Here is a 24,157-nt window from a genome sequence, read left to right on the forward strand (position 1 = left end):
GTTGCGGTCATTGTTGTTATCCAAAAGATTGCGTCAAAGCGAAGATTGATTAAACGAAAGCCCATGCGGCAGGGTTAAATGTGAGCACATGTTGCTCGCCATCGATCCGGCACAGAGTGATGGTCAGGTTCTCACCACGACGATGAAACAGGCGAGCTTCTTCGCGAAGAAAGCGAGACAGCCGCTCGATATCCCAAGTGTGCGGAACCGTGGCGGCTGTGTATCCAGTGGCCTTGCAAATCACTGGATCGTTCGACGATTGGATGAATGCGACGGCGGCGGCAAGCTTGTCAGTCATGATCAAATCCTTTGTGTTAAAGCGAATGAATCTTTGCCTTAACGCAAGCAATCGTTCGTCAAGCGCAATCTTTGTTTAAACACAAACAATTTTAAAAACGCAGGGTCAAATACAAGAACGAAAAAAAGGCCAGCCCGATCACTGCGATCAGACTGGCCTTTTTTTCTTGTAATCATTCCCTCAACCGTCACCCGACGATCCCCCGCATCATCACGCCGAATGATGGAATCCCATATGTGGTGGGATTCCTTTTCAATCACAGTAAGGGTTTGAGCGAGCGATCATCCAAACGAAAGCGCCGGAATCAACTTTGAGTTGCTTGGCGATCTATATAGAGGGTCTGTGAAAGGGTGAGGGCAGGATAGGGCGGCATGATGAAGGCACCCCCCACGGGGGGTGGCGCAGGCGCGCGCACGTATAATCGGGACTTCGGATGAGTGACCCTAAAACGGTTGGCGTAGCTCTTCTAGTCGCTCGCGCTGTTGCCGCTGATAGTCCTGTTCATTTCGGTATGAATCATAGACGCCGAAAATCGCAACAGGGATTAAGATCAGGCATAAAATCACAGCGAGTATGATCCAGCCACGCCCAGATTTTTTATTAGGTATCGGGGGAGCTATTTGGGTTTGTGCCGGTTGTGGCGGTGGCGGTGGCGGTGGCAAGAATGTCAAAGCCTTCAAGCGAACCTTTAGGAAGCATTTGTCTGCAAAGTGCTTTCTGAGTTCCCATGCGTCTGGACCGTAAATGCCGTCCATGTGTGTTTCATAGCTTACAATGATGGCGTAACCATCTTTGAGTGCGACAAAGGACAGGAACTCTGGACGATTAAACGTCCGCACATACCCGTAATAGATATTATATTCTGCGTCGTAGTCGAAACGATTCAGCATCGTTCCGTACTTGCGGAAGTAGTCGCGCACCGTGTGGGACGGGATGCCTCTCGCTATCGTACCGCCGTCGAGGGCTTCGTAGCTGGTGGACTTTTGAGCGAGCATAGTCGCACCAGCGCCACGCTTGACGTTATTCAAATACGACATTCAGCCCCCTAATCCTCGGTCTTTTGGGACACCTAACACTGGTCCACTCTATGGCCAAGCTCACTCAAATGGATAGACGGCCATCTCGCGTTACGCCTTAGATTATTTTTTCTTTGATTTGTAATCTTTGGCTAGTTCAATCATTTTCTCAATATCTTCGACTTTTTCCGCTTCTAGTTCTAGCTCTCCGATTTTCAAACGTACTTTTCGAGCATATTTTGCTTTGATCCAAGTGGCCAAGATATGAGCAAATGCCGCTGATGCGGGTATGCTAACTGTTTTTAAAGCAATGACATATTCTGGTAACGCGCCACCGATTGCGTCTATGCTATCTAATGCTAGAAATTTTTGCTTAAATAATACGCCGTGTGAATTTAGAGTTTCATTGATAGACTTGTATGTTTTGTCGAAATCTTCTCTTGAGTTAGTTTCATCATCTTGATGTATCAGTTCAAGAAGAACTTCCCCGCGTTCTGCAAGTTTGTCGCGTTCTCTTTTTTCTTCTTGCTTTAGGCTTTCGACATATTTTTCATATGCCTGTTCTAGAAGGTGTTCGCTTTTGGATGGCATTTTAAATGTTCTGCAAAATTCTCATGTGGAATGGGTCAAATATCTTTGCCATTTAAAATGATGACGTTCTAGATGTAGCTGTCACATAACTAACGCATAGGCCTTCCACGCCCACGCCCGCGATCCTTATTCAATAGCTGGGCCACGGCAGTCCCAGCGAAGAAGCGCTTTTCAAACTCCCTATCGAGTTTCTTCAAATGCTCCGCTTCCGCACGAGCTTGATCCACCGCAAGTTTGCTCTTCCAATAATCAACCGCCATCGCCAGTACGTCGATGCGATCATCGTGCTTCAACGCTCCTCTTTGACTCGTCATATGGGTTAGCTGATAGACGCCACTCCTGACACGATCAGACTTCAAATCGTTCCTTAGGACGGTTCGATCCATGATGATCTTGTGCTGTTTCAAGACGGGTTCGATAGCGCCAACGATACGCTTCTCTTTCTGACCGTGGACCTTCATCCCTTCGACGCCACATCGCCATTTCGAAGTGTGAAGTCCGATCACAATCGGCGTCAGCAACTGTCTGAACATCCCGTCACCGAAGTTATCTTCGACCACTATGCTGTTCACTTTCTGCTCCTTGGCTATCTCGGCCAGTCTCAACAATGTCGCGGGGCTGGTGCCATCACTCATCCCTCCCCAAGCGCTTACGAAGATGCGTCCATTCAGGAACTTCGTGACCACATAAGCCGTCTCATCATTGCCCGAACCGCTGGGGTCAACGTGCATTACGGAGCCGGTATATTCGGTCCAATGCTCTGACACATTCAACGGCGAGAAGAACCGATCACCAGTGAAACCGACGTTTGGCAGTGCCGAGTCTCTGATCTGCTTTTCATCATTCGACGCATACGAAACCGCGATTGGAGCGCGGTCCAGATCGACATCCATGACGATCAAATCGCTGGTCTTGAGTGGGAAGCGTTCGGCATCGCTCAACGTCACGTCGAGCATCATCTGAAGCATGAATTCTGCGGCGGTGCCGTCGAGTTCCGACTCTAGAAGCTTCTGATCTGTGAAGCGGGCGGGATCGACGGGTTGACCACCGAGCAATGATAGGCCGGAGGGATCACAGACGGTGCCGCACCGTTCGATATCCAGCGCGATCATCGGTGCCAGATGGCCCGCATAGTTGGCTATCTTTGACTGTAGCGGATATCGAGCGGGCCAAATCCTTACCCCGTAACCACGCGCAGGAAGATCGCTATAAATGCTCTCTTCGGTTTGCGGAGTACCCAGATAGATGATCTCTGCATCCTCGGTTGGCTTGATGATTTTGCCAAACTCGCTGGTGGCGTGGCGTAGCTTGTCACGCTGATCCTCGGTCGCAGAGTTACGTTGGTTCTCAACGTCGTCAGCGATCAGGATGTCGGCACGGTTGCCCGCCAACTGGCCGGTGATGCCAAGACATTTCACGCTTGGCTGCTTGTTTGAGAGTGCAGGCCCAACGTCGAATGCGAGCGTTGAGCTACGCTGATCTCGAGCCGGTATGAGGTGATCCCAAAGGCCATCACCGGCTTCATGCAATATGATTTGCTTGATGAGGGTGGCGTTGTCTGCTGCGCCTTTTTCACCCGCACTGACGATCAAAACCGTCTTCTGCGGATCGTTCCAAAGACACCAGACCACATAGGCGCACGTGAGGAATGATTTCCCCACACCTCGGAATGCCTGAATGCATTTTCTCTGACCGTTTCCGGCCAGATATTCCGCGATGTCGAGTTGCGTTCGTGTCGGTGGTGGGAGGTGCAATACCTCCTTCCACACATAGCGAACGAATATCGTGAAGTCGGATTTTAGGTGGTCTTCAAATGACCTCTCTGGGGTTTCATCCATGTATCCTTTGCGCGGCGATCACGAGGACCGCCGCTTAGTTAGTGTTTAAAAATGTCGATGACTTCGGCTGAGGGATCGACGCCGATTTCTTTCAATCGTGAGGCTACAGATTCACGACGCTGGGATGCGGCAGGGGCGGTGACACCGGCCTGTGCGAGGAACTTAAGCGCCTGACTCAAGAGGGCCGAAGAGACGGCTTTGTTTTCATTTTCTGGATCAGCTTGTGATCGAGCCAATGCCCGATCTAGCTCTTCGCTGAGGATGGTTGCGACTTGTCCGTGCAAGGCATCGAGAGCGGCTTCTGATGCGCGACTCATATGAAGAGTTTCACCAGAAATGAGACTACAGCGCCCGCTACAGCGGCTGCGCCAATTAGCCATGATCGCCCATGCTCGAGGGCTCGTATGCGGGTCTCGTGGGCTGCGAATGTAGCGTTTGTTCGCTCGAGCATTTCCAAGATCATTTTGATCTTTGCGTCTATTTGGCCGAGCAGGAAAGTGTGATCGGGAGGTGTATTGTTTTCAGACATTATGCCTTTCGTTGTGGGGTTAGTTGAGGTCGCCAAACGTGTAGCTGGATGCTTGAGAGGCGGTGTAGTTTTGACCATTCACGGTCACGGTGCAGTTGACTGTTATGTCGGACGAATGTGTGAATGCATCGGTTCGATAGGACGGACCTGTGACGGTCACCGAGGCGGTCGCGGACGAGGCCCAGACTTGGCCGTAGGGATCATCGACCCACCAGCTATAGGCAGTGGCGGTGCCACCAGTGACCGTGACAGTGAATGTCCCTTGGTCTCGTCGGTTCATACCGCCCATGGATACGGTGTCCATGAAGCCATATACACTTACTGTGACGCCGGATTTGCCGCGTAGTTGGTCGCTCGTCCATTGACCTGACAGGCCAGCTTTTGCTGCGATCTGTGCCGAGCTCATTGGGATAGTGAGAGCAAACTCTGAGCGGACTTGTTCTGATGTGAAAGGGCCAGTCAGAGGGATCATTGCTGACCCTCCAACTCGGCCACCCTGCCACGCAATCCCTTCACCTCTTCAATGAGGATCGGGATATATCCGGTCATATCGACGGTTAGCAAAGGCGTGCCATCGGTGTGCATTTCGCCACCTTCACTCACGAGGACAGGGACGACTTGCTGAGCCTCTTGAGCGATCACGCCAAGCTGGCGTCGGCCACCTTTTGTGAACTCATAGACCTTGGTTTGATCGATGATCTCTGAGTGGTTCAGGATAGGTGCAAAGTCAGTCTTGATACGGCGATCAGAGGTAACGGTGAATGCGCCCATTTGGACGGTGCCGGTCGTGAGGATGCCCTTGTTTCCATAGACGCGCATCCAAGATGCGTCTTGCATGAACCAGCCGCCGCCGTGCTGCTCCCAGTGGATGCCTTTGTTTGATCCAGTAACCCTGAACCAGCCAGCATTGCCGCAATATATTTCGCCGCCCGCGTGGATATTGCCACCGTTCCCGACGCTCGCGACTTCAGTGTTTGCTTCGTTGCGGAAACTGAACCCGTTTCCTCGCAGGATCGTCAGACCGTCGCTGGACTGGAAATACAGCTTAGCCTTACCGCCCTCTGTGGTGTGCCATACGTTATGCTTGAACGTGACTGCGCCTGTAGCGGCGAGCCAAAGGATGCCTGTGTCATCGACATTACGCCATTCGTGTGTGGTGCCACGGTAGTATGAGTTACCGTTGCTGCTGCTGAACCAAAGTCGAGGTAATCCAGTGGCGTCGGTTATCCACTTGTTTGTGGCCGCTTCCAGTCCCGTTATTGCAGTTAGAACCTGTGATCCTTTCAAAACCAGAGTGCCGTTCGATTGCAGCTTCATCAGTTCATCGCTGTGGAGGCCATCACCAGCGGTGTCGTACATCCAGCGCATAGCGCCACTGTTGTAGTGCTGGATCATGTGCTTGGCATTGGTAGAGCGGTCGTGGAACATGATGCGGGGCTGGAAGCTGCTGATTACCAGTTCGGTTCCGAGCGCATAATCGTTGTTCGTCACGTTTCCGGCGGTCTCGATGAGAAGGCCGTTCTGACTTGAGATGACGCCTTTGATCGTGTGCGGGCCTGTGAAGTCGTTACCGCCCGTCAGCGTAGCGACTGGACTTCCCGCTACCGAAAGCCCGTGAATGAAATTTGGGATCATCGTGTTACGGGCGATGTTGAACACCGCACCTTTGCTCACTCCCGCATCATTGTAGGCAATCAGCTCAAAGTTAGAGCCAGCGTCAGAACCGTTTTCCGGCGATGCGTTTGACCGCATCAACCAACGGTTAGAGGCTCCTTGTCTCCAGATAATCTCTTGATTGGAACCTGCTGCACCATCGAGATACATCGCGACATAACCTGTGCCGTTAAGGGTCAAGTTACCATTGATGGTTTGGTTTCCTGAGGTGCCAGCCTTGCTATCCAGAGCCGCTTGAAGACCGCTGACGTTGGCAATATTTGAGGCGAAGAACGACGGCTTGTCCGAGATGTTCGACCAATCCGGTGTCACATCGGCCAGCACGACATAGCTCGTCTCGACCGTTTTAGATCCACTCCCCGAATAGACGAACCTGCGTCCATCGGTGGTTGTGACGATAGAGCCTTGGCCGATTTCGTTCTGTTGACCCGTGGTGAGATCGACAAGACCACCCGTCGATGCAAACTGCTTTTGGGATGGAAGAATGGGAATACGAGCCGGATCGATCACGCCGGTCAATCGACTAGCCGCGAGTGTGTCGGCCTTGCGATCATACAAAGATGGGTCGAAGGTGGCCGCTAGTGCTGCACTGAACGCTGCGTCTTCCGCGTCCTGAGCAGCGTCGGATGCGTTAATGGCAACTTCGCCCGCCAGACGTTCAACTGTCTCGCGATCTTCGCTCGATCCTTGACCCGATAGTCCGGCCAGTTCGGCCCAATATCGTGCGTTGGCCTCATGTGTTCCAGCGTGGTTGCGATGCTCTTGCGCGAGGTTGCGAGCATCGACTGCTGCACCTCTAGCGGCTTCTGCGAGTTGTCTTTGGACCGTCGCCTCGAGCTCGCTCGCGTGGGCGTTATCTCGGGCAGTGATGGAGGCATACATAGCATCTAGTGCTTGGCCGGATGGGCCGCTCACTCGGTCTTCGAAACTGGCAGGCGAGGGGACTAGCGTGGTCCTGCCGAGGCCATCACTGAGTGGGTACCGACCGTCAGCGTTTGGACCACCCAATGCGGTGCCGCCGAGCCAATCAGCCAACTGAATGTGTTGTTCATTTTGCTTCCTGATTAGGTCTCGGATTTGCTGGCTGGTGGATGCGGTTATGTCTGACATTCGCCTCCTTCGATTGCGGCTTGGCTGTCTTGAGCTATTTTGAATCCGAGCTCTGCACCTTCTTTGGCGGCCCTGATTGTCGAGATAGCGATCTTGGTTTCTTCGACTTGAATCATGAGACCTGCGAGGCCTGCCATGAGCTCCTTCTCTTGAGCGATGAGGTTTTGAAACTGCTCGGCTGCGGTAATTTTTTGGGTCATTTTGCTCCTTTGGCTGTGTTGTATTTAAAGAAAAAGCCAGCCCGTTAAGGCTGGCTATAAGTCGTCTATGTGATGATGGGCTGTTCGATTTCGCCGCCGCCACCACCGCCACCGCCGGGGTCGGGCGGTTCAAATCCACCACCTCCGCCGCCGGTACTGCCCCCGCCACCAGAACCTACACCGCCACCATTGCCGGTGCCGGTTCCAAGGCTGCTCGTGTTGTTCTTGAGTTCGGTCAGTTTTCCATATCTCGCGGTTACGGATTGCGTGGTCATGTTGCTGACGTTGAAATATATCTGGACGTAATAATGCCAGTTACCGGAGCCGTTCGGCTTATCGAGAAAGCGCACAGGGATTGGTCCCTGCCATACATCGTTCGCCATGCCGGAGCCGTATATCTGGAAGCTCGAGATGACGGTCCCGCCGGTCTCGCCTCGCGATCTCACGAGTTGAACCGTCGCGGTGAATGAACCGCCAGCGTTGTGCGTGAATGTGGCCCAACTATTGAAGTCGATATCGACTGGCGAACTGGATTTCTCGACGTTGATCCAGAGGCCGTGAATGCGCGATGGCGTGGAGTTGGTCAGGTTGATGGTGCCAGAGTTATATGCGGCTTCGACACCAGTCACTGTGTCGTTGGTCAGTTTGCTGTTGTTGATCGTGCCTGAGACGAGCAGATTTCCATAGATTTCGACGTTGGCATTGAAGCGAGCTTTGCCCGCGACGACGCTAAAGACTTTGATCGGATTGCCGCCATTGGGTGCCGTGACCCCGAACTCATCTGCCACCACATTGAACGATCCCCATGCTCCATTATTGTGCTGGACATAGCCGGTGATGTGGCCGTTGCTGTTGAGCGAAATGCCCTGTTTTAGGTTCAGTCCATTGGTCACTTGAGTCAGGCTTGTGATCGATGCTGTGTGGCCGTTCACGGTATTCTGGACCGTTGAAAGCGATTGCGACAATGCACTCACGGCATTCACCCGAGCGGTCTGTTCGGCCACCACGGCAGCGGCATTGTTGCCAAGACTGGTATCGATCCCGCTCATGCGCGTAGCCAGTGACTGCCCGCCACCGACTTGAACCTTATTCATATCCAAGACGAATGCGGTTCCGTTGGTATTCTTGGCACCCATAATGGCGATGGTTTGAGCCAATGCCGTGTCTGCGTTTGAGCGCACCGACTGTTCATTTTGAATAGCCGCTTCGTTCGCATTGACCTTAGTAGCCAGCGATTGTCTCGCTGATGCTTCAGCCGCAATAGCCGTGGCTCGAGTCGAGCTCTCATTTACGATGGCGGATTCGGCTGCACCGATCCTTGAGCCTTGTGTATCAAGCCTCGAGGTGAGTGCATCATCGGCAGTAACACGCGCATTCTGTTCGCTCTGGATCAGCGACAACGCGTTCGCATTCGCGGCATAGATGGCGTTGAAGCGCTGCGCCAATGTCTCGCTGGGACTGGCTTTCACCTTATTGGTGTCGAGGATGAAGGACAGGTTATCGGACGATTTGGCACCGATCAAAGCCAGCGTATTTGCGAGCGCGGTATCTCCGGCGACCCGCTGATCAGCTTCATTTTGAATGACCGTCGCGAGGCCTGTTCCGTCATCGAGGTTTGCCAACGAGTCCACGACAGCCGCTAGATTATTTAGACGGAATGCCTGATCGATGATTTCGCCAGCATTCAGATCAATCGAGGATAGCGCATCTCTAAATCGGTTGAGGAGATCGTCGCCAAGTTCGCTGATGCGAAGGAGCTCGTCCACGATAGCTTCTGGCGATGTCACCACGCCGAGATTGTCGCCCAATCGCACCATTGCCTGATCGAGTGAACCTCTGAGAATGTCGTCCTGCTCTTGCATCTGATAGAGCAGTTGCAGCACAGCCCGATTGAGCTCTTGCTCTGTCAGGTTTGAGCCGTTGTGGAAGGTCACGGCGGGGTCCACGATTGGGGTTACGCGCTGGATCAAAAGTATCGATCCCGACACAGCCGGCTGTGCCAGTCGAATGCGTGAATCACTGACCCATTCGTAAAAGGCCATGATGCCGTTCAGCTTCACGACGATATGACTGCGGTCGAGATAATTAACCGCGAGATCAAACTCTCGCTGGTCCTGCTGGACTATGTATTGTGTTCTGGTTTTGTGACTCATCATTCCTTTCTTGAAAGAGACGGACAGGCCAAGGCCCATCCGTCCGATCTGTTATTGAAGTGCACCTGCGAGCGCATCGATGCCGTCTGCTGAGACACCATATCGGCGGGCGCGGTTCTCGACTTGGCTCTCGTTCCAGCCCTTCTCAAGGCCGGTCTCGGCGGCTTCTGCACCACCCGTTCGGTTCACCATTTCTCTGAGCTCGGGGTAGTCGCCACGCTTGATGGCTTGCCGTGACCATTTGCCGTAATCGGTAACGGTTTTCTTGATCGTGGCGGCACGTTGAGGATCACCCCATGAGGCGTATTCTTCACTCATCACGAGCTCAGTGAGGGCTTCATGCATGTTCATTCCATTGGCGGGATGACGCCAGACCTGACCCTGAATTTCGAGAACACGAGCATGTTCGCGAGGGGTGATGGACTGGTTATTAAAGCGTCTGGCGGGACGTGATGCGATGCGTAGTTCGGGGTCCGCATCAGCCAACGCGGACACCTCGAGGCGAACCATATCTGTTGATCTTTCAGAGATACGAGTAGGCTGGACTAGGGCTTCAAACAGGCCATCGTCTTTGTCCTTACGGAGCACTGGCAGACCTAGCCAATCGCGACGTTCAGCAACCGATTCAGATAGCAGCGGCAAGCTGGCTTTGATGTGCTCGAGGAATCCATGTGCCTCGCGCATCACTGGGTCTTCGCTGAATGCGTAGTTCCGAATGATGGATGGGATGGCCGAACCCGCGACTTTCTTCGCGACTTCTTTTCCGGTCATTTCACCACGATTTGCATCAGTCGCGGCATAGGCCGGATCAAGCATATCGAAGAAATCACCGATCCCTTGCAGGGCTGCTTTGTTGACGATGTTATTGACCAGAGCCGATAGGATTCCACCCGCGATGCCAGACGTTCCATCTTCATCGATATCGTAGTCGCGGAAGACCGTCATCATATCCGCCACCATGCCTAGCTGTTCCGCGACCGGCGACAGTGTGGAGTATTGAATCCAGCGGCCCCCAATCCTGATTGAATAGGATTTAATGCCGTCTTCTTCTTCCGCTGGACTGCGCTTTCCTACCAGATCGCCATTCAAAAACAGCATCGCGGCTGTCCCCATCATACCCACCGCCACGGTCATGCGGGCCATAACGATGTCGGCTTCTGCACCACCACGAGTGAGCGAGTTATCCAGACCGTTCATGGCCTCGAGGTATTTCCCGAACGCCTGACGGTTCTCTTTCATGAGACCGGCCAGCACAGGATTTCTATCGAACATGCCCGCCCTGACCAAGTTAACGGGGGTACGAAGAAACGGGACATACAAAGCCTTGAAGAGCTTCACACTGCCGATAGCTTTTTCGAATTTCTCGAGCGTAGGGCCGGTGTTTTGGAACGTCATCAGGCGGGCGTAATCATCGATCATTTCGTGGATGTCGAGGGCCGCAAATACGTCTGCTGCATCCTGAAGAAGGGTGTCTCCTTCATACGACGAGGCTTGGTTTGCATCCCACTTCATACCAGCCTGATCGAAGTCAGCGCGAGCCTGAGATAGTGCTTCAGCAGTAGGCCTTTCTTGGATGGCATTCATGGTGCGAGTGAACACCTTCTCTGCATCTTTGCCCTTCAATCGGGCTGAGCGATATGAGGCTTCACGAACCGACAGAGCGTTTAACTGCATCCGTCGTGTCATGACCTTAGTGAACTCGTCCATACCTAGGGATGGGCGGATTCCAAGCGTTCGAAGGGTTCCGAAAATCCCCACACCGAGCATGTCTGGAACGCTCTTTAGAAGGCCGTCATTCTTCCATTTCGTTTTGCGATTAGCATTGTATTCAAAAGGCACCGCACGGTTGTAGAGGCCAACGCTGTTGGCCGCATCGGTCACGGTCTGTGCATCGCGGAAGGCTTTGAAACCTGCGCGTGAGGCGTCCATGAAGGATTGATGGATGCCGAACAGATATGCGTTTGCTTCTCTGAAAGTCACACGCTCTAGCGATGCATTACCACCACCCAAAGCTTGTCGAACAGGGGAGGTGACGGAGGCCGCAACATAGCGCTCACCGATGGTCATCGTGGCGTGGAGAACCGATCCGATAGCGTTACGAACGGCAGTCGCTGGTGACGAGAGATAACCCGACACCATGTAGTACGAGACGTAATCATCCCATCCCAATGCGCGGACTTTGCGGAGCTCGTCACGGAGACCACGAGCGCCACCGTTCTTGCCAGCCTCTGCTAGGTTCTTGAGTGCGTCGGCCATCTTCGCAGCATCACCGGCACCGCCACCCATCGCCTCATTGAGGGCATCCATTTGGTCTTGGATATCATTGACCAGACGTGCGCGTTTCTTCGACATCTTCATGATATTAAGGGCGCGACCGATCTCTGATTTTGCACCAGCAGCCATCGCATCGAACATAGATGCGGCTTGTAACTGCGTGGCTATGTCTGCGATTTCGTCGGCAGAGATGGTGCCAGTTCTGAGCTTGGACTCGACGTTCTGAATCGATTTCATCAGATGGTCGGTGTGCTGGATCGCAATCGTTTCTAGAGCGTGGATTTTAGCCGCTGCGCCAGATTCACCAGTGATGTCGCTGTGCGCTTTAATCGCATCAGATATGGTGATCCCGAACGTCGATTGGCGATCCCTTACGGACTTCCAAGTCTGAACCGCATCACCCGCTGCATCGTACATAGGCCGGAAGATATCGGCCATGACATTAGCGAGCTCTTCAAAGCGATCAGGGTCCGAGGCTAGTTTGTCGAAGTCGAAGAAGTCCTTGTTCCAGTGGGAGGCATCCTCGGAAACTTCAATGGTTTCGCGGCCTAGCCAACGGACGAATTGCTCCACCTGATCCGGCTTCACGAACTGACGTAGGCGCTCGAGATGCGCCATTGCGGCTCTGACTCTCTCTGGTGATCCAGCCAGTCCCCAATCAACGCCATTCCAAGGATCATCGGCTTTTGGATTGGCTTCGGGGCTATCCATTCGAGGGCCATCTGCGCCATCAACCTTTGGATCTTTTAGGCGTGGCTGTGGTTCAGAGAGGGCAGGAATGTTTGACTTTGGAAGGTCAGAAGTCGGCCCCATTTTTTGAGGCTTGAAGCTAGTCCATTCGTCACGAGACAAGGCAGGGACATTGATCGCGTCGTGGGTGTCTAGCTCGGTCTTGAATGTCTGATCGAGATTGATCGTCTCGCCACGAAGCGAGGGATTTTCAGGCTGCTTGGTCCTGAGAGCACGGCTCTTAAAGACGCCAGACAGACCTTCGAAACCACTTTGGAGGACAGCACCCGCACCGACAGCGACTGCGGTCTGAGCGTAGTTATATCGTTCTTGAACCAGACCGACATCTGACGACTGAGCGAGGGCGTCAACGCCGCCCGCTATCATGCCTTGAGTGCCTATTCTGGCCCACGTCGTTGAGCCGCCAGAGATATAACTGGTGGGATCGAGCAGTGCCGGAGCCAACATGCCGGTGAATGCAGCAGCACCATGCAGGGCTTTGTCACCAGCCGAGTCACCGGCATTGTGCCAAGGATCGGCTTCACTGACAGCGCGGAATTCTGCACGGCGTTGGATTTCATTTTCAGTGGCTGCGTCAGTGGTCTGGTAGAGAGTTTCGGTTCCAGTGACGGCGTTGTAGATGCCTTCGAAACCTCCGCTCATTCGGCCAAGGACACGAGCCGGATTGAGCTCGATCTGTTTGGCCTGATCGGCATTATATTGGACCTGCTCGCGAGGTGAGAGACGACCATATTCTGCCGCATCAGCACGACCACGACGCCAGCCAGCCACCATCCATGAGTTGTTAAATGACTCTTCAGCGTTGTCCTTCAGGCGATCCCAAGCAGACCTTGGAGCGGGTGGTGTCAACGCTGTAGTGGCCGACATCCGATTACGCTGTGCCTCTGGCGTTGCGCCATAATGCACATCTAGTGCGCGGGTCATTTCAGCCTGAGATGTTCCGACTGGAAAGTTGAAAGTTGACCCATAGGGGCCGGTCACAGTTATGCTCATTTAGCCTTTCGTTATGAGGTTGGGACCATGCCTTGGCCCGCCACGTAGTTATAAGTTTGGTTAGATTGTGCGCCGCTGTTCGCAGGTCTGCTTTGACCGACTGGTCGTGTCGCGGTGCCTGCGGGGGCAGATTGTCTGACGTTAAAGCGGGGCGTGTAATCAGCAATCACAGCGTCAGCAGCAGCCAGCGGTGCCATGCCACCAGCGACTTTGGTTTCCCATTCGATCATGGCCTCGGCTTGCAATCTGCGCTGTAGTGGCGTGGCATTCTCGCCTGCAATGTACGACAACGAAGATGCAGCGTAGCCACGAGCCACCGTAGCGGCTCTACGTTCTTCTGGCGGGATAGAGTTTGATGATCGTGAACCGCTCGCGGCTCTTTGCTTCAATGCGAGATATTCGCGGGTCGCGGCACGGCCAGTACCGAATTTTCCAGCATTATAGTCGCGATCCAACTGCGCCATAATACCGGCGTAGTTGGGTTCTGCGACTGCGAAACGGCTTGCATATCTGAGGACTAAATCCTCATCCGCCTGACCTTCGAGCTCTGAGTCACGAAGCGATCTGAAAGCGTTTGTCATGGTCATGCCTTCACCGACTTCGAGGACGCCAGTGCGGACGTTTGCCTCGATGATATCGCTGACGTCTTCGCCATTCTGGGCTCTCGACCAGAGATCGATGGTGAGCTCTTCCTTTTGTTCTTGGCGTTCGCGCTCTTGTCGGCGGTCGGTCTCGCCTTCGATCTGGGATCGCCAGTTCATTAGTTTGACTTGTTGGTTTGCAGTCAGGACGGATGCGCCCGCCGCACGAGGACGAATGCCTGTGGTTTCGCCCGACACTTGAACAGCTTCGACCTCTGCCGTTGGAGTCGAAGATCCGGGGGCAGGGGTGCCGATTATGGTGCGTGGATCGATGCGCTGTCCGTTGCGACGAGCGGTCATGTGAAGGTGTGCACCAGTGCTGTTGCCGGTGTTTCCAGACTTGGCGAAGATGGCCCCTTGGGCGACCTGATCACCCACTTTTACGTCGATAGAATCGAGGTGTGCGTATCCGGTGGTGGTCCCGTCGGCGTGTTCGATAATGACGCTATTTCCGCCTCTGCCTCGTGGGCCTGCGAATGTCACTTTGCCCGCTGCGGGAGCCGCGACAGGTGTCCCAATCGGCACTGCAATATCGAGGGCTTGGTGGTTCGTAGATGCTCCAGCGAGTGGGGCTTTGCGATTGCCATATCCGCTCGATATACGGGACATATCAACCGGCGCTACCCATGTGGATTGAACCGGCGCGGGGGCGGGTTCGGATACGGGTTCAGTTATGGGTTCAGTCGAAAGTTCAGCGGGCGCATTGGCTTCATTCACACGAGCCAGTTCGATCTCTTCCGCCATATCCGAGGGGCGACGAACGTCATCGAGACGATCCAGCACAGACACATCGCCAGTCCTCAGCGCATAGGCACCGATGCTGTTCACGATTTCATCCTGCACCTTGTCGCGGCTCAAACCACCGGCCACCAGACTGTCCACCGTTGCGATGAAGTCGAAGTCATCACCACGCGCCAAACTGGCTTGGATTTCGGAAGTCGTGAGGTCGAGAAGTTCGCGGTCGGTTTTATCTTTGATAACAGCCGACACGCGGCCAGAAGTCTCGTTGGTCCAACGTGAAAGTCGGGTGCCGACTTGCTCACGAACGTCTGGCTGTTCGAACAGATCGCTGGTCTCTTCGATGAACGCCTTGGTCGATTCCACAGTGAAGGTTTCGATCTCTTCAACCGTCGCACCCGACTCAACCATACGCGCTAGTTCTTGCTGCGTTTCGGTCTCAAACTTGGTCTGGCGAGCGGCTGCGGCGGTGCCAAAATATGCACGTTGGTAAGCCACGCCTTCGGCCTGTTCAGGGTCCATCTCTGCGCCAGTCGAGGCATCGAATACGCCATCGCTGTATGCGATCTCGGCCTTGTCTTTGCGATCTTGGAGATCGTGTTGGTAATAGGCCTGTGTCGCCCCTTCCAACTGCGCGAAGAAGCGATTGATCGCCTGCGTCTGTCCGTTTCCACGCGATGCAGCGCGAACGTCAGCACGAACCTGCACATCAGCCACTCGCGTTTCATTGCGGGTCGGCATGACCGCATCGCGGTTTTCGGTAATGCGATCTTGGGTTTGGCGGCGTTGGTTTCCTCTTGATAAGTCGGCCATTATTTTGGTCCTTTCGAAGCGTTCTTCTGGCTAAGTTTCATGGACTTGCCCGAGTAATATCCTTGTGCTCCTGCACTCGCGAGACGGAGGCCTGCGCCCAAGACGGTTGGTTCTTCGATACGTGAGTAGGCAGAGTTTGCGTCGGCAACGGCTGACTGCTGTTGGGACTCTGCGTTGAGGCGAGTTCGCTCTCGAGCGAGTTGGTTCTGCATGAGAGAATCCTGAAGCATCGCTTCGACGGAGCCGCCGATATTTAGTCCGGCTTGGCCCGCCGCGACTTTCACTCGAGCGGCTTCTTTGCGAGCAGTCCTCTGACGCTCGTTTAGCTCTGCGGTTTCGGCTGTGAGGATTTGCGCCTGTTGCGTCGATAGCTGCTGGTCGATTGCGGCCTTCTGATATTTGGCCGACTGAACCTCTGAAATTATAGAGGTGGCGGTGCTCGCAATTGCGAGGGTAGTCATGATGGTCACTGGATCACACATGCGGCTCCTTTGTTTTAGATATGAGGTAGAATGGCCGCTGCTCGCGACCGTGTTTGAGCTCGACGTTCTCGATCCCAAAGCCCGCATTGAGTAGCCACATGATCGACTGTTGGTTGCGAGCATCAACGTGGTTGTGGAGGCGCGGCCAGAACGCCAAGAAGAGCTCCATCACGGCATTGGTCTGTCTGCCGACTGCCATCTTTGCTGCCCGATCATGCTCCAAAACGGACGTGCCAATCATCCAGATTACGCCATCGCCTGTGTCATCCGGCCCTGCACCGAAGATGCAAAATGGTTTGTCCGATTTGGTAATGACGAAGGCGAGATTGCTCACCATGACCGACATCATGAGGACACGCACAAAGTCGGGATCGCCAATAGCGAGGCACGGATTCGTGGCACGGATTTCGTCAGCATCTGCCGAGCGAATGTCCGAGGCTATCTCGACAATCCAGTCATAGATTTGTTCGTTGGTTTCCCCCGAGAGGTCGTGAAAATGGATCATGTGTTCCTTGTATTTAAACAAAAAGGGGGGACGTTATGTCCCCCCTTATGTCGGATTAAATCGTCCTCGAACGGTTGTGATATTGGGCTTCCCATTCTGCGTGAACGAAGGTGCAAGCGACGTGTGTCCGGTTGCTGATCTTGATCCTCGCGCTGGTGTTCTGCCCGTAGATTTGGAAGCGATATGACCCGCTATGATAAGCGGGTTGGTTCAGCTTCAACGATTCACTACCGAGGACTTTGCCGGTAAAATCGGCCAGCTTCGCGGGCAAGACTTCTTCCACGTTCGGGGTCAATCCATATGGAGAAACTGAAGTCGAGAAGAAGGCCGTCCCTGTGTAGCTAATGGACATCGTGCGCAACTGTGTGCGGCCTGTCGTGATGGCTTCACCACGGCTGTTTCGAACGTATTGCGTCGAGAGCTCGAACGAGAAATCGTACTCCTGACCTGCAAGAACATCGGCAGTTTGATGCTGTCCGATGACGCCAATGACGGTCGGTGCGATCCATCGATAGGTGTCGGGATCGATCAGGGTTTCGGCCTGACTAGTGAACCCCTTCGATCTTACCAATCGGAAGCCATCTTGCGTCGATGGCAAGTAAGGGAGAACGAACTCTGTCAGGTCTGCAACGGGATCATAGACCCCACGGATTACCGTTCGTCTATCGATATAGATTTGGTTGTCTGCCTGAACCGGCTTAGCCGCTGGCTCTAGCTCTATGCGTTCAAGATATAGGCCATCGGAATGCGCCATGATCAAATATACATCGCCATTCAGATATGCCGCACTGACCACTTTTGAGCCTTCCGCGAACTGCCATTCGTGCCAAGCCGACTGAGCTTTCTCGTCTGATGAAGTCCAATAAAACTGATAGACAAACACTGACGATGGAGCTCCATCGGTCAAAACGAAAAGCGTCGAGAGATCATCCGCTGCGACGATCTGGTGAACGCCCGCCGGAATGTATCTGGGGCAATGCGCGGTTACGTCTGCTGCGGTTGTAGCGTCGGAGCCTGCCAGTCTCGTATATTCACGGATCATGGCGTGGCCGTTGCGCTCAACTGCAAAATAAATCTCGCTGCCTAGCGGTGTAAGACCGGCCCTCGCGTTGACTGCAAAATTGGTGGTGGGACGGATCGCAAGGGAGGCCGTGGTTACACCTAGTTCGCCATTGGTTAGCGAGAATTGCGTTTGATCCGAGGTTAGGAGGATTCCGTCATTGTGCGTGGTCGCGTCGATCAGTCTGGATACGCGAGTTGAGGTCGCGCCGATGTCGATCACGTCGCTCTCGAGATAGTCGAGTTGCGTCATCCTCCAGAAGTTTCCGAAATCGCCACTGACGCTCATGACGCAGTTTTCATCGACCAGAAATGACAAGCGATTCTGATAGAAGAATACCTTGGTGATAGGCCGTCCAATGAACGCCGGATCGGGGTTTGTGTCGTAGTCACCAACTCGTCTTGGAGCCCAACTGAACGGGGCAAAGGTGAAGCTGCCATCGATCTCACTAATGAGGGCGTGGGGCATAGTCCGATAGTCGATGGCGTTGATCTGGTTGGGGGCTACGCATTCATCCCAGACACCACCACTTCTGCGAACATAATAACTGGTGAAGCCGGTGCTCTCGTCGCCTGTGATGCGATAGACCGCGCCCTCGTTGGCCGTTTCTGGTAGCTTGTCGAAGCGTTGGACCACCCCAGATAGTGCCGCGATGACAGGGTTTGGGGGGTATTGATAACGCTCGGCTGGACCGAAAGGATCACCGTTTGTGTCCTGACCAATCCTGCGATTAAGCCATATTTGATAGGCCTCGTCGGGCTGTGTATCTGCGCCCATCGCGGCCATCTGACAGGTCTTCTTGCGGTTCACTATGAAGGTGTAGTCGGCAACCGTGGTGGCGTTTATGTCCTCGCTAAAGCGGGTCACGCCATCCAGATATTCCCAGCCATAAGCGGCACGGACAGTGCGTTCATTGCCCGACATATCAAAGACGCGGATGCGACCATCAGCGATCACGACGACGAACCTCTCAACCACATCACGATTGATCGTATGGATGAATGCGTCGGTGGTGTTTGTGTCGAGGATGCGTTTGATTAATTCTGAAGGGGCTCGCTTGGATAGTCCCAGCGCTATGCTCGACCAGCCGTTTGTTTGGCTCTCAAGTTGGTCTGATGAACGGACGTGAGCGGGCTGCTGTGATACGCCGCCGATGAGGGTCGGGATGGATTTCACAACTAGGCTCATCTGCGCACCCCACGGCGGCTAAGGCGAGCTCTGAGGTCGGCATTGGCAGTGAAAATGTTGTGGTCGGCAGTGCCGGATTCCTCGCGCTGCAAGGTCAGCCAAGCGCGTTGCATAGCCTCTTGGTTGAAGCGGTCTGCGGTCGGATCACCAATGACGTGAGCCTGAAACTTTCGCGAAGCTGCGGCGACAGCGTATGCGCGGGCGGCTTCTGGCAGGGCTTCAAACGTCAGCGACCATTTAATGCGAGCCTTGAACGAAACGATGAATTGGAACGTGTGGTCGTCGCGATTCCAGATGTAAAAACCTGCATTGGTGGGATGCTTTTTCTGGATAAAATCGAGCCTTTTATCCATCGGATCGACCGTCATAGCGCCGGTCGGCACAGCGATCAGACCTTCAGCGTCAGGGATCAAAAGGTAGTTGTCGTCGGTGTTGAAGTGGAAGCCATGTAGGCAGAGCTCACGGACCACTTTGCGCAATTCATCCAGCGCCACGTTCTGATCTTGAAGCTGCGGAGTGATGGCATTTACGGGCAGTTGGCCGATAGCGATCAGCATTGAGTTGACCGCCTCTAGTTCGGTCATCGGATTGGCGTAGTTGGTCATCGGCCTCCTTGGTTATGGGGATGAAAAAAAGGCCGCTCCTCGAAAGGAACGGCCTATGGGATTTCGAAAGGTAGTTTCGGTTCGACGGTTTAGGTCGTGGCTGGTGCGCCAGTGCGAAGCTCAACCGCATTGCTCGAACGAACGGTGTCAGTGCCGGACATCTGACGAGCAACGATCAAAGTGCCTTGTTTACGGATTTGCTCTTCGGTCTGCACCGACATCGCTTGGACTTCTGCGGTACCAACGGCATCCTTAGTCCACACTGCACCGACGGTGGTGTTGGTTGCGATGCGATAGCGGGCTGGAATATCAAGGTTAGTACGGTCATCAGCCCAAGGACAGATGTTCGATTTAACAATGTTAACGCCGTCGATGGTGGTCAGCGTGTGGTTACGGATAGTTGCATCACCGCCGTTAAAATCACGGTTTAGATTCTTGTCCGATTGAGCCAACAGATACCATTGCGCGGTCTTTAGGAGCGCATAAACGGGTTCAGAATCAACGCGAACGCCATTCATATCTAGCTGCATTTTCGCGTCCGAGATGGCCTTGAAAAGCTTGGTCGCGTCGGTGTCGAGACCGGCGACTTGAACTGGTGAGGAAACAGGACCACCGAGCAAATCGTTGGTGCGAGCAGCCTTGATCACGGCTCTCATTACGTTCTGGTCGTATTGAACCGCAATCGCTTCGGAGAGCAGGCGAGTGTATTCCGCACGCACGTCGAAGTGGTTCATGATCTCGTGGATGTCCGCGACGAAGACGCTAGAAATAAGCTTGTCATCGGGCGTCAGAACGATCTCATCATGCGGGATTTGATCGCCCAGAATTTCAGTGCCCGGCACATGGTATTTCGCTTCTGCGATACCAACGCGCGGGAAGCGTGCAGATTTGCCGTTTTCGACTTTGATGACGCGATGTTTGTCGCGCATCACGGTCATGCGCTCATACGCAGCTTGGATTTCTCCACCGAACAGGTCGAGTAGTAGGTCGATATTTCCGGCAGTGCCGCCAGCCTTAAAGCCGGGATTAGAAGGGATAGAATTGGCCATTGGCCTCCTTTTGAAAGTTGATCGGATCAACTCTCGGAAGCCGTGCGGATGGGGTTGTGCGGATTTAATCCGGCCCGCTAATGCAGCAGTCGCGTCTTTAGAGTTGATTGGAAAGGGTTGGGCTGGGCTTTCACCAGCCGCCCGCCTGAGCGGTCATCGAGCTATCGCGTCGAGTAGCGGCCATGCGTCCATTCCAATGAATGGCGGCGTGGACTTATGGGTTTAGAATGCGCCCGCTCTCTTGGAGCGTTCGACTTTTTCAGCGACTTCTCGTTGGTACGAGCGGTCGTTGAGATACTTTTCAGATCGCATCGCTGCGACCATCTCGTCACGAGAAGCGAAGATATCGCCGGTCGAAGAGTGGGCTTGAGCCTGAACGAAAGTACCCTCTTGCGGGGTCGCTGCCTTGTATTTTGACATCAGCCATTCGACGCCAGTGGAGGCGGTCTTCGCGTTCTCGACGAGAGAATTGTAGTTCTCGATTTCGGCATCTGAGAGGTTCTTAACCGCCCACGCGGTGGCTTCGTTGAAGGCCTCTTCACCACCAGCGACGGTGTAGGCTCTGCCGAACGATTCACGCGCCAAGGCTTCAAGGCCCGCTAGATAGTTCGCAACGATATTCTCTGGCACACCAAGAGCGACAATCGATGCGATGTCGTCTTCTGTGACTTGTCCTGAGGTCTCTTCATAGCGCTGGGCGAACGATTCAAACGTGGTCGTGATAGGATTAGCTTGCGGTTCGTCAGACGCTTTGTCCTCGGCCTTCTCGATCTTCAAATCGGTGCGAGGTTCGTCGGACTTGACCGTTTCGTCTTCGACTTTTTCAGGCGAACGGAACTTCGTCTCGAGCTCGCTGTAGGATTTCAACAGGTCATCCGTGCGGACGGTGCCAGTCGCGCTGTCCCAGAATTTCTCTGGGATATTATCTGGTCGAGCAGTGCCGGTCTCGGTGGTCGAGGTCAGGCTGTCTCGGTAGGCTTCAACCGTCATCCCTGTGGGTAGGGCTGATGCTGGAATAGAAGTATTATCGGCCTCTGTGGCCTCTAGCGAATTTGTCATTCATCTCCTTGTGTTGCGGACTGCATAGCCGCGTCCATGATCTGCGGTGCAGCCGACATTGCGGCCTGCTGCATCATGGCTTGTTGTTGTTCTTCTGCTTTTTGTTCATCGGATTTCAGTAGGTCGGTCAGACCCAAGACGCCGTGCTCGACACCAAGCCGAGTCAGTAGCGACGACACGTTGAAGTGCTGAGTCACTGCCGGATTCTGAAGCATCGTGGAGGCGTCCGAGATGAAGGCGCGAAGCCTGTTCACCTCTGCCGCACGGCCAAGTGCCGCGAGACCTGTGATGACTTTTGGCTTGATACCCGATGGGATTGGCGGGATCAGATTGCGTCGTTCCGCGATATAGAGGTATCGACTGGCGACGGGCTCTTGCAGTTCACTGGCGAGGACACTGAACGTGCCACCAAGGACCGACTCTAGCTCTTCGGATTGTGCGCGTATCTCTTCCGCCGTGACTCGTTCGGCCTGCCGGAAATTCTGGATCATGAATGCGCGACTGACGCGCTCTTCAATCGATTCAGCGACCACGCGCATGACACCAAAATCCTGCGATTTGTTCAGTGCGAGGGCGGTTACATCGTTGGCCGAGCCGTAAAGGTAGTCACCTGAGTTAGCCGAGGCGAGCTCCGCAAGATCAATGACCGAGTTTGGATCAACGAGATTGACCACGCGAGAAGCGATGGCGGAAAACTCCACAATCGAACGGTTGAGGTCTTCCAGCGAGAGCAGATCGCCCAAATATTCTGTGACCAACGAACGGCCATAATCTGAGCCCGCCACAGCTAGCCAGCGCGGAGCAAGCCAGCCAGATTTGTCGGCGGGGCTTTCGCCCTTCGTGCTCGAGATGACTTTCCCGTTCGCTTCCTGATGCTCGATGACTTTGCCATCTTCGCGGACAACCACGGTGTAAATGTCGATGAGCTGTTCCGTCTTTTCCTTGTCCAACTTGAGGCCGATTTCGTCGCGGATTTCCTGACTCAAAGCACTAGGATAGACCTTCTCCTGAAGGATGATCTCCATCCATTCGCCGTTTTGGTTCCGGCGCAAAACGAACTGATCAAGCCGATACAATTTCGGGGCGCGATCCAATGGGAAGTGGATCACCACGTTACCAGCGACGATCAGATGGCGCATGACTTCGGCCATTACCGGCCTCACCTTGAGCTCCTCCATCAGAGAGGCGGTAGACTCCGAGACCTGTGAAAGGATGGAGTCGGTGGAGGCTTTGTCGCGCTCAATCTCGGCTGCGGCGAAGGCGTCGAGCTCAAGACGAAAGAATGGGACAGAGGTCGGGAAGAGCGTCGTGAGTAGGCGCGAACCCAAGGTTCGAACGCCATGTGCGCCGACCGATTGGTAAGGCTGTGTTGAAGTGTGGTGTTCGTTTTGTCCGTCCTCTGGAATGAGGGACGGAATGGTCAGACGCGATGCTTGTCGCGCTTTGTCCAAGACAGAAGAACGAGAGGTTTGCATCGCGGAAAACCGCGTTGCAGCGTTCTTCATGCGTAGTTGGAATCCTTATTATTTTTTGATCGCGAAAAGGTTGTTCGCAAAATTCTGTTTGTCTGAGGCATTCTTTGCCTCAACTGCGTCGAGCATTTGCCCGAACCGACCGAGCCCTTGCGCTTCATTGCGGCCCATTGAGCCGCCTGTGCCACCACCGATATTGCCAGTCAGGGGTGGCGTGATAGGTGATGGTCTAGCGGGTTTTCGATAGCCGTCTCTGCGTAAAGTCAGCGATCTAACGCCACCACTTCGCGCTCTGAGAATGGGATCAAGGCCATCGAGATAGGGGTTGCGGAGAATGGCTGGGTCTTTTGCAGCGACTGGGGCTGCGATTTTTGGCTTTTCGCCGATGCACATTTCATTCTCCTTTTTTGCGTTTTTCAAACTCCGCTCGGATCATCAGAACGAGCGATCTTCGACCGGCTTCGAACATGATCTGCTCTGGGGTTTGAGTGGGGTGGGGGCGAGGTTCGGGACAAACCCGCTCTAGCCAATCGACCAACTCATGCGTCGAGAGCGGGATTTTATCTCGGGTGTCGCGGGCCGTGGGTTGGTGTCTATTGGTCATCGATCACCTCGATCTGGAAGTCAGAGAGGTCATCGAGATTTTCGAAACGAAAAAGGGCGATCTCGGTAATGTCGGGTTCAACGACAATCATCGTAGTGAAGTCGTGAGCGATGCCCTGTTGATCTAGCCAAGCTTGAGCCATCTCGATTTTTTCGCGGGTCTGAACCGAGCGAATGAGCGGATTGATATTGAAGTCAAAGATCATCATCGGCGGGTGATCTCATTACGGGCGTAATCCTTGATCGCGGCGACGTGCACAGTATGCGGGGCATCCGCGTGTTCCATCATTCTGAGGGACCGCGTTACTTCTTCATACGGATCAAGGCCGACTGCTTGGGCCATCGCGACACACGCTAGGAATCCAGCGCTGATTTGATCGGCTGGGTTCACGCCATCCAATCGGGCGAGGACTGCGAAAGCGGGCTCTCGGAGCGTACTAACAACGCTGCGATTGCGGACTGCTCCATGTGTAAGTTGTTCTGGATAATACATATTTTCCTTATTCAATAGGTGAT

20 protein-coding genes are annotated in these 24,157 nt (G+C 54.0%); all 20 read right to left on the minus strand.

The window, feature by feature from the left end; all coding sequences use genetic code 11:
* Nucleotides 1-49: 49 nt before the first annotated feature.
* The gene (locus RSB01_RS05240; protein ID WP_332619566.1) at nucleotides 50-298 is read right to left on the minus strand and encodes a hypothetical protein; all 249 of its coding nucleotides are present in this window, start codon (nucleotides 296-298) and stop codon (nucleotides 50-52) included.
* Nucleotides 299-741: 443 nt separating this feature from the next.
* Nucleotides 742-1,335 (minus strand): hypothetical protein, encoded by a 594-nt coding sequence (locus RSB01_RS05245; protein WP_332619567.1) that lies wholly within the window; start codon nucleotides 1,333-1,335, stop codon nucleotides 742-744.
* Between the two features lie 102 nt (nucleotides 1,336-1,437).
* On the minus strand, nucleotides 1,438-1,905 hold the full coding sequence (locus tag RSB01_RS05250; protein ID WP_332619568.1) for a hypothetical protein: 468 nt from the start codon (nucleotides 1,903-1,905) through the stop codon (nucleotides 1,438-1,440).
* An 89-nt stretch (nucleotides 1,906-1,994) separates the two neighbouring features.
* On the minus strand, nucleotides 1,995-3,743 hold the full coding sequence (gene terL, locus RSB01_RS05255) for a phage terminase large subunit (protein WP_332619569.1): 1,749 nt from the start codon (nucleotides 3,741-3,743) through the stop codon (nucleotides 1,995-1,997).
* 38 nt (nucleotides 3,744-3,781) lie between these two features.
* The gene (locus tag RSB01_RS05260) at nucleotides 3,782-4,060 is read right to left on the minus strand and encodes a hypothetical protein (RefSeq protein WP_332619570.1); all 279 of its coding nucleotides are present in this window, start codon (nucleotides 4,058-4,060) and stop codon (nucleotides 3,782-3,784) included.
* Nucleotides 4,061-4,291: 231 nt separating this feature from the next.
* On the minus strand, nucleotides 4,292-4,744 hold the full coding sequence (locus tag RSB01_RS05265) for a hypothetical protein (RefSeq protein WP_332619571.1): 453 nt from the start codon (nucleotides 4,742-4,744) through the stop codon (nucleotides 4,292-4,294).
* Nucleotides 4,741-7,056, minus strand: a complete 2,316-nt coding sequence (gene pilV / locus RSB01_RS05270) for a shufflon system plasmid conjugative transfer pilus tip adhesin PilV (RefSeq protein WP_332625137.1) — start codon at nucleotides 7,054-7,056, stop codon at nucleotides 4,741-4,743. Before pilV ends, RSB01_RS05265 begins: the two co-directional genes overlap by 4 nt.
* Nucleotides 7,044-7,256, minus strand: coding sequence for a hypothetical protein (locus tag RSB01_RS05275; RefSeq protein ID WP_332619573.1), 213 nt, complete (start codon nucleotides 7,254-7,256; stop codon nucleotides 7,044-7,046). Before RSB01_RS05275 ends, pilV begins: the two co-directional genes overlap by 13 nt.
* Nucleotides 7,257-7,321: 65 nt before the next feature.
* Nucleotides 7,322-9,448: a phage tail fiber protein gene (locus tag RSB01_RS05280; RefSeq protein ID WP_332619574.1), complete on the minus strand. Its 2,127-nt coding sequence runs from the start codon at nucleotides 9,446-9,448 to the stop codon at nucleotides 7,322-7,324.
* A 12-nt stretch (nucleotides 9,449-9,460) separates the two neighbouring features.
* Entirely contained in the window at nucleotides 9,461-13,414 is a 3,954-nt protein-coding gene (locus RSB01_RS05285; RefSeq protein ID WP_332619575.1) for a hypothetical protein, read from the minus strand.
* A 23-nt stretch (nucleotides 13,415-13,437) separates the two neighbouring features.
* On the minus strand, nucleotides 13,438-15,618 hold the full coding sequence (locus RSB01_RS05290) for a M23 family metallopeptidase (protein WP_332625138.1): 2,181 nt from the start codon (nucleotides 15,616-15,618) through the stop codon (nucleotides 13,438-13,440).
* Entirely contained in the window at nucleotides 15,618-16,079 is a 462-nt protein-coding gene (locus RSB01_RS05295) for a hypothetical protein (protein WP_332619926.1), read from the minus strand. Before RSB01_RS05295 ends, RSB01_RS05290 begins: the two co-directional genes overlap by 1 nt.
* Before the next feature lie 13 nt (nucleotides 16,080-16,092).
* Nucleotides 16,093-16,605, minus strand: coding sequence for a hypothetical protein (locus RSB01_RS05300; RefSeq protein WP_332619927.1), 513 nt, complete (start codon nucleotides 16,603-16,605; stop codon nucleotides 16,093-16,095).
* 55 nt (nucleotides 16,606-16,660) lie between these two features.
* Nucleotides 16,661-18,853 carry a hypothetical protein gene (locus RSB01_RS05305; protein WP_332625139.1) on the minus strand — a complete coding sequence of 731 codons (2,193 nt, stop codon included), beginning with the start codon at nucleotides 18,851-18,853 and terminating at the stop codon, nucleotides 16,661-16,663.
* Nucleotides 18,850-19,458: a hypothetical protein gene (locus RSB01_RS05310; protein ID WP_332619929.1), complete on the minus strand. Its 609-nt coding sequence runs from the start codon at nucleotides 19,456-19,458 to the stop codon at nucleotides 18,850-18,852. Before RSB01_RS05310 ends, RSB01_RS05305 begins: the two co-directional genes overlap by 4 nt.
* Before the next feature lie 89 nt (nucleotides 19,459-19,547).
* Nucleotides 19,548-20,507: a phage capsid protein gene (locus RSB01_RS05315; RefSeq protein ID WP_332619931.1), complete on the minus strand. Its 960-nt coding sequence runs from the start codon at nucleotides 20,505-20,507 to the stop codon at nucleotides 19,548-19,550.
* 222 nt (nucleotides 20,508-20,729) lie between these two features.
* A complete protein-coding gene (locus RSB01_RS05320; RefSeq protein WP_332625140.1) occupies nucleotides 20,730-21,566 on the minus strand; it encodes a hypothetical protein in 837 nt (278 codons plus the stop codon).
* Nucleotides 21,563-23,071: a portal protein gene (locus RSB01_RS05325; protein ID WP_332625141.1), complete on the minus strand. Its 1,509-nt coding sequence runs from the start codon at nucleotides 23,069-23,071 to the stop codon at nucleotides 21,563-21,565. Before RSB01_RS05325 ends, RSB01_RS05320 begins: the two co-directional genes overlap by 4 nt.
* 18 nt (nucleotides 23,072-23,089) lie before the next feature.
* The gene (locus tag RSB01_RS05330) at nucleotides 23,090-23,458 is read right to left on the minus strand and encodes a hypothetical protein (protein WP_332625142.1); all 369 of its coding nucleotides are present in this window, start codon (nucleotides 23,456-23,458) and stop codon (nucleotides 23,090-23,092) included.
* 173 nt (nucleotides 23,459-23,631) lie between these two features.
* On the minus strand, nucleotides 23,632-23,850 hold the full coding sequence (locus tag RSB01_RS05335; RefSeq protein WP_332620044.1) for a hypothetical protein: 219 nt from the start codon (nucleotides 23,848-23,850) through the stop codon (nucleotides 23,632-23,634).
* Nucleotides 23,851-24,157: the final 307 nt, after the last annotated feature.

The organism is Brevundimonas sp. (genome assembly GCF_036659295.1).
Lineage (GTDB): Bacteria > Pseudomonadota > Alphaproteobacteria > Caulobacterales > Caulobacteraceae > Brevundimonas.

Coding starts and splice junctions, on each gene's coding strand:
- RSB01_RS05240 (WP_332619566.1), bottom strand. CDS start 298: ATGACTGACAAGCTTGCCGCCGCCGTCGCATTCATCCAATCGTCGAAC.
- RSB01_RS05245 (WP_332619567.1), bottom strand. CDS start 1,335: ATGTCGTATTTGAATAACGTCAAGCGTGGCGCTGGTGCGACTATGCTC.
- RSB01_RS05250 (WP_332619568.1), bottom strand. CDS start 1,905: ATGCCATCCAAAAGCGAACACCTTCTAGAACAGGCATATGAAAAATAT.
- terL (WP_332619569.1), bottom strand. CDS start 3,743: ATGGATGAAACCCCAGAGAGGTCATTTGAAGACCACCTAAAATCCGAC.
- RSB01_RS05260 (WP_332619570.1), bottom strand. CDS start 4,060: ATGAGTCGCGCATCAGAAGCCGCTCTCGATGCCTTGCACGGACAAGTC.
- RSB01_RS05265 (WP_332619571.1), bottom strand. CDS start 4,744: ATGATCCCTCTGACTGGCCCTTTCACATCAGAACAAGTCCGCTCAGAG.
- pilV (WP_332625137.1), bottom strand. CDS start 7,056: ATGTCAGACATAACCGCATCCACCAGCCAGCAAATCCGAGACCTAATC.
- RSB01_RS05275 (WP_332619573.1), bottom strand. CDS start 7,256: ATGACCCAAAAAATTACCGCAGCCGAGCAGTTTCAAAACCTCATCGCT.
- RSB01_RS05280 (WP_332619574.1), bottom strand. CDS start 9,448: ATGGGCCTTGGCCTGTCCGTCTCTTTCAAGAAAGGAATGATGAGTCAC.
- RSB01_RS05290 (WP_332625138.1), bottom strand. CDS start 15,618: ATGGCCGACTTATCAAGAGGAAACCAACGCCGCCAAACCCAAGATCGC.
- RSB01_RS05295 (WP_332619926.1), bottom strand. CDS start 16,079: ATGACTACCCTCGCAATTGCGAGCACCGCCACCTCTATAATTTCAGAG.
- RSB01_RS05300 (WP_332619927.1), bottom strand. CDS start 16,605: ATGATCCATTTTCACGACCTCTCGGGGGAAACCAACGAACAAATCTAT.
- RSB01_RS05305 (WP_332625139.1), bottom strand. CDS start 18,853: ATGAGCCTAGTTGTGAAATCCATCCCGACCCTCATCGGCGGCGTATCA.
- RSB01_RS05310 (WP_332619929.1), bottom strand. CDS start 19,458: ATGACCAACTACGCCAATCCGATGACCGAACTAGAGGCGGTCAACTCA.
- RSB01_RS05315 (WP_332619931.1), bottom strand. CDS start 20,507: ATGGCCAATTCTATCCCTTCTAATCCCGGCTTTAAGGCTGGCGGCACT.
- RSB01_RS05320 (WP_332625140.1), bottom strand. CDS start 21,566: ATGACAAATTCGCTAGAGGCCACAGAGGCCGATAATACTTCTATTCCA.
- RSB01_RS05325 (WP_332625141.1), bottom strand. CDS start 23,071: ATGAAGAACGCTGCAACGCGGTTTTCCGCGATGCAAACCTCTCGTTCT.
- RSB01_RS05335 (WP_332620044.1), bottom strand. CDS start 23,850: ATGATGATCTTTGACTTCAATATCAATCCGCTCATTCGCTCGGTTCAG.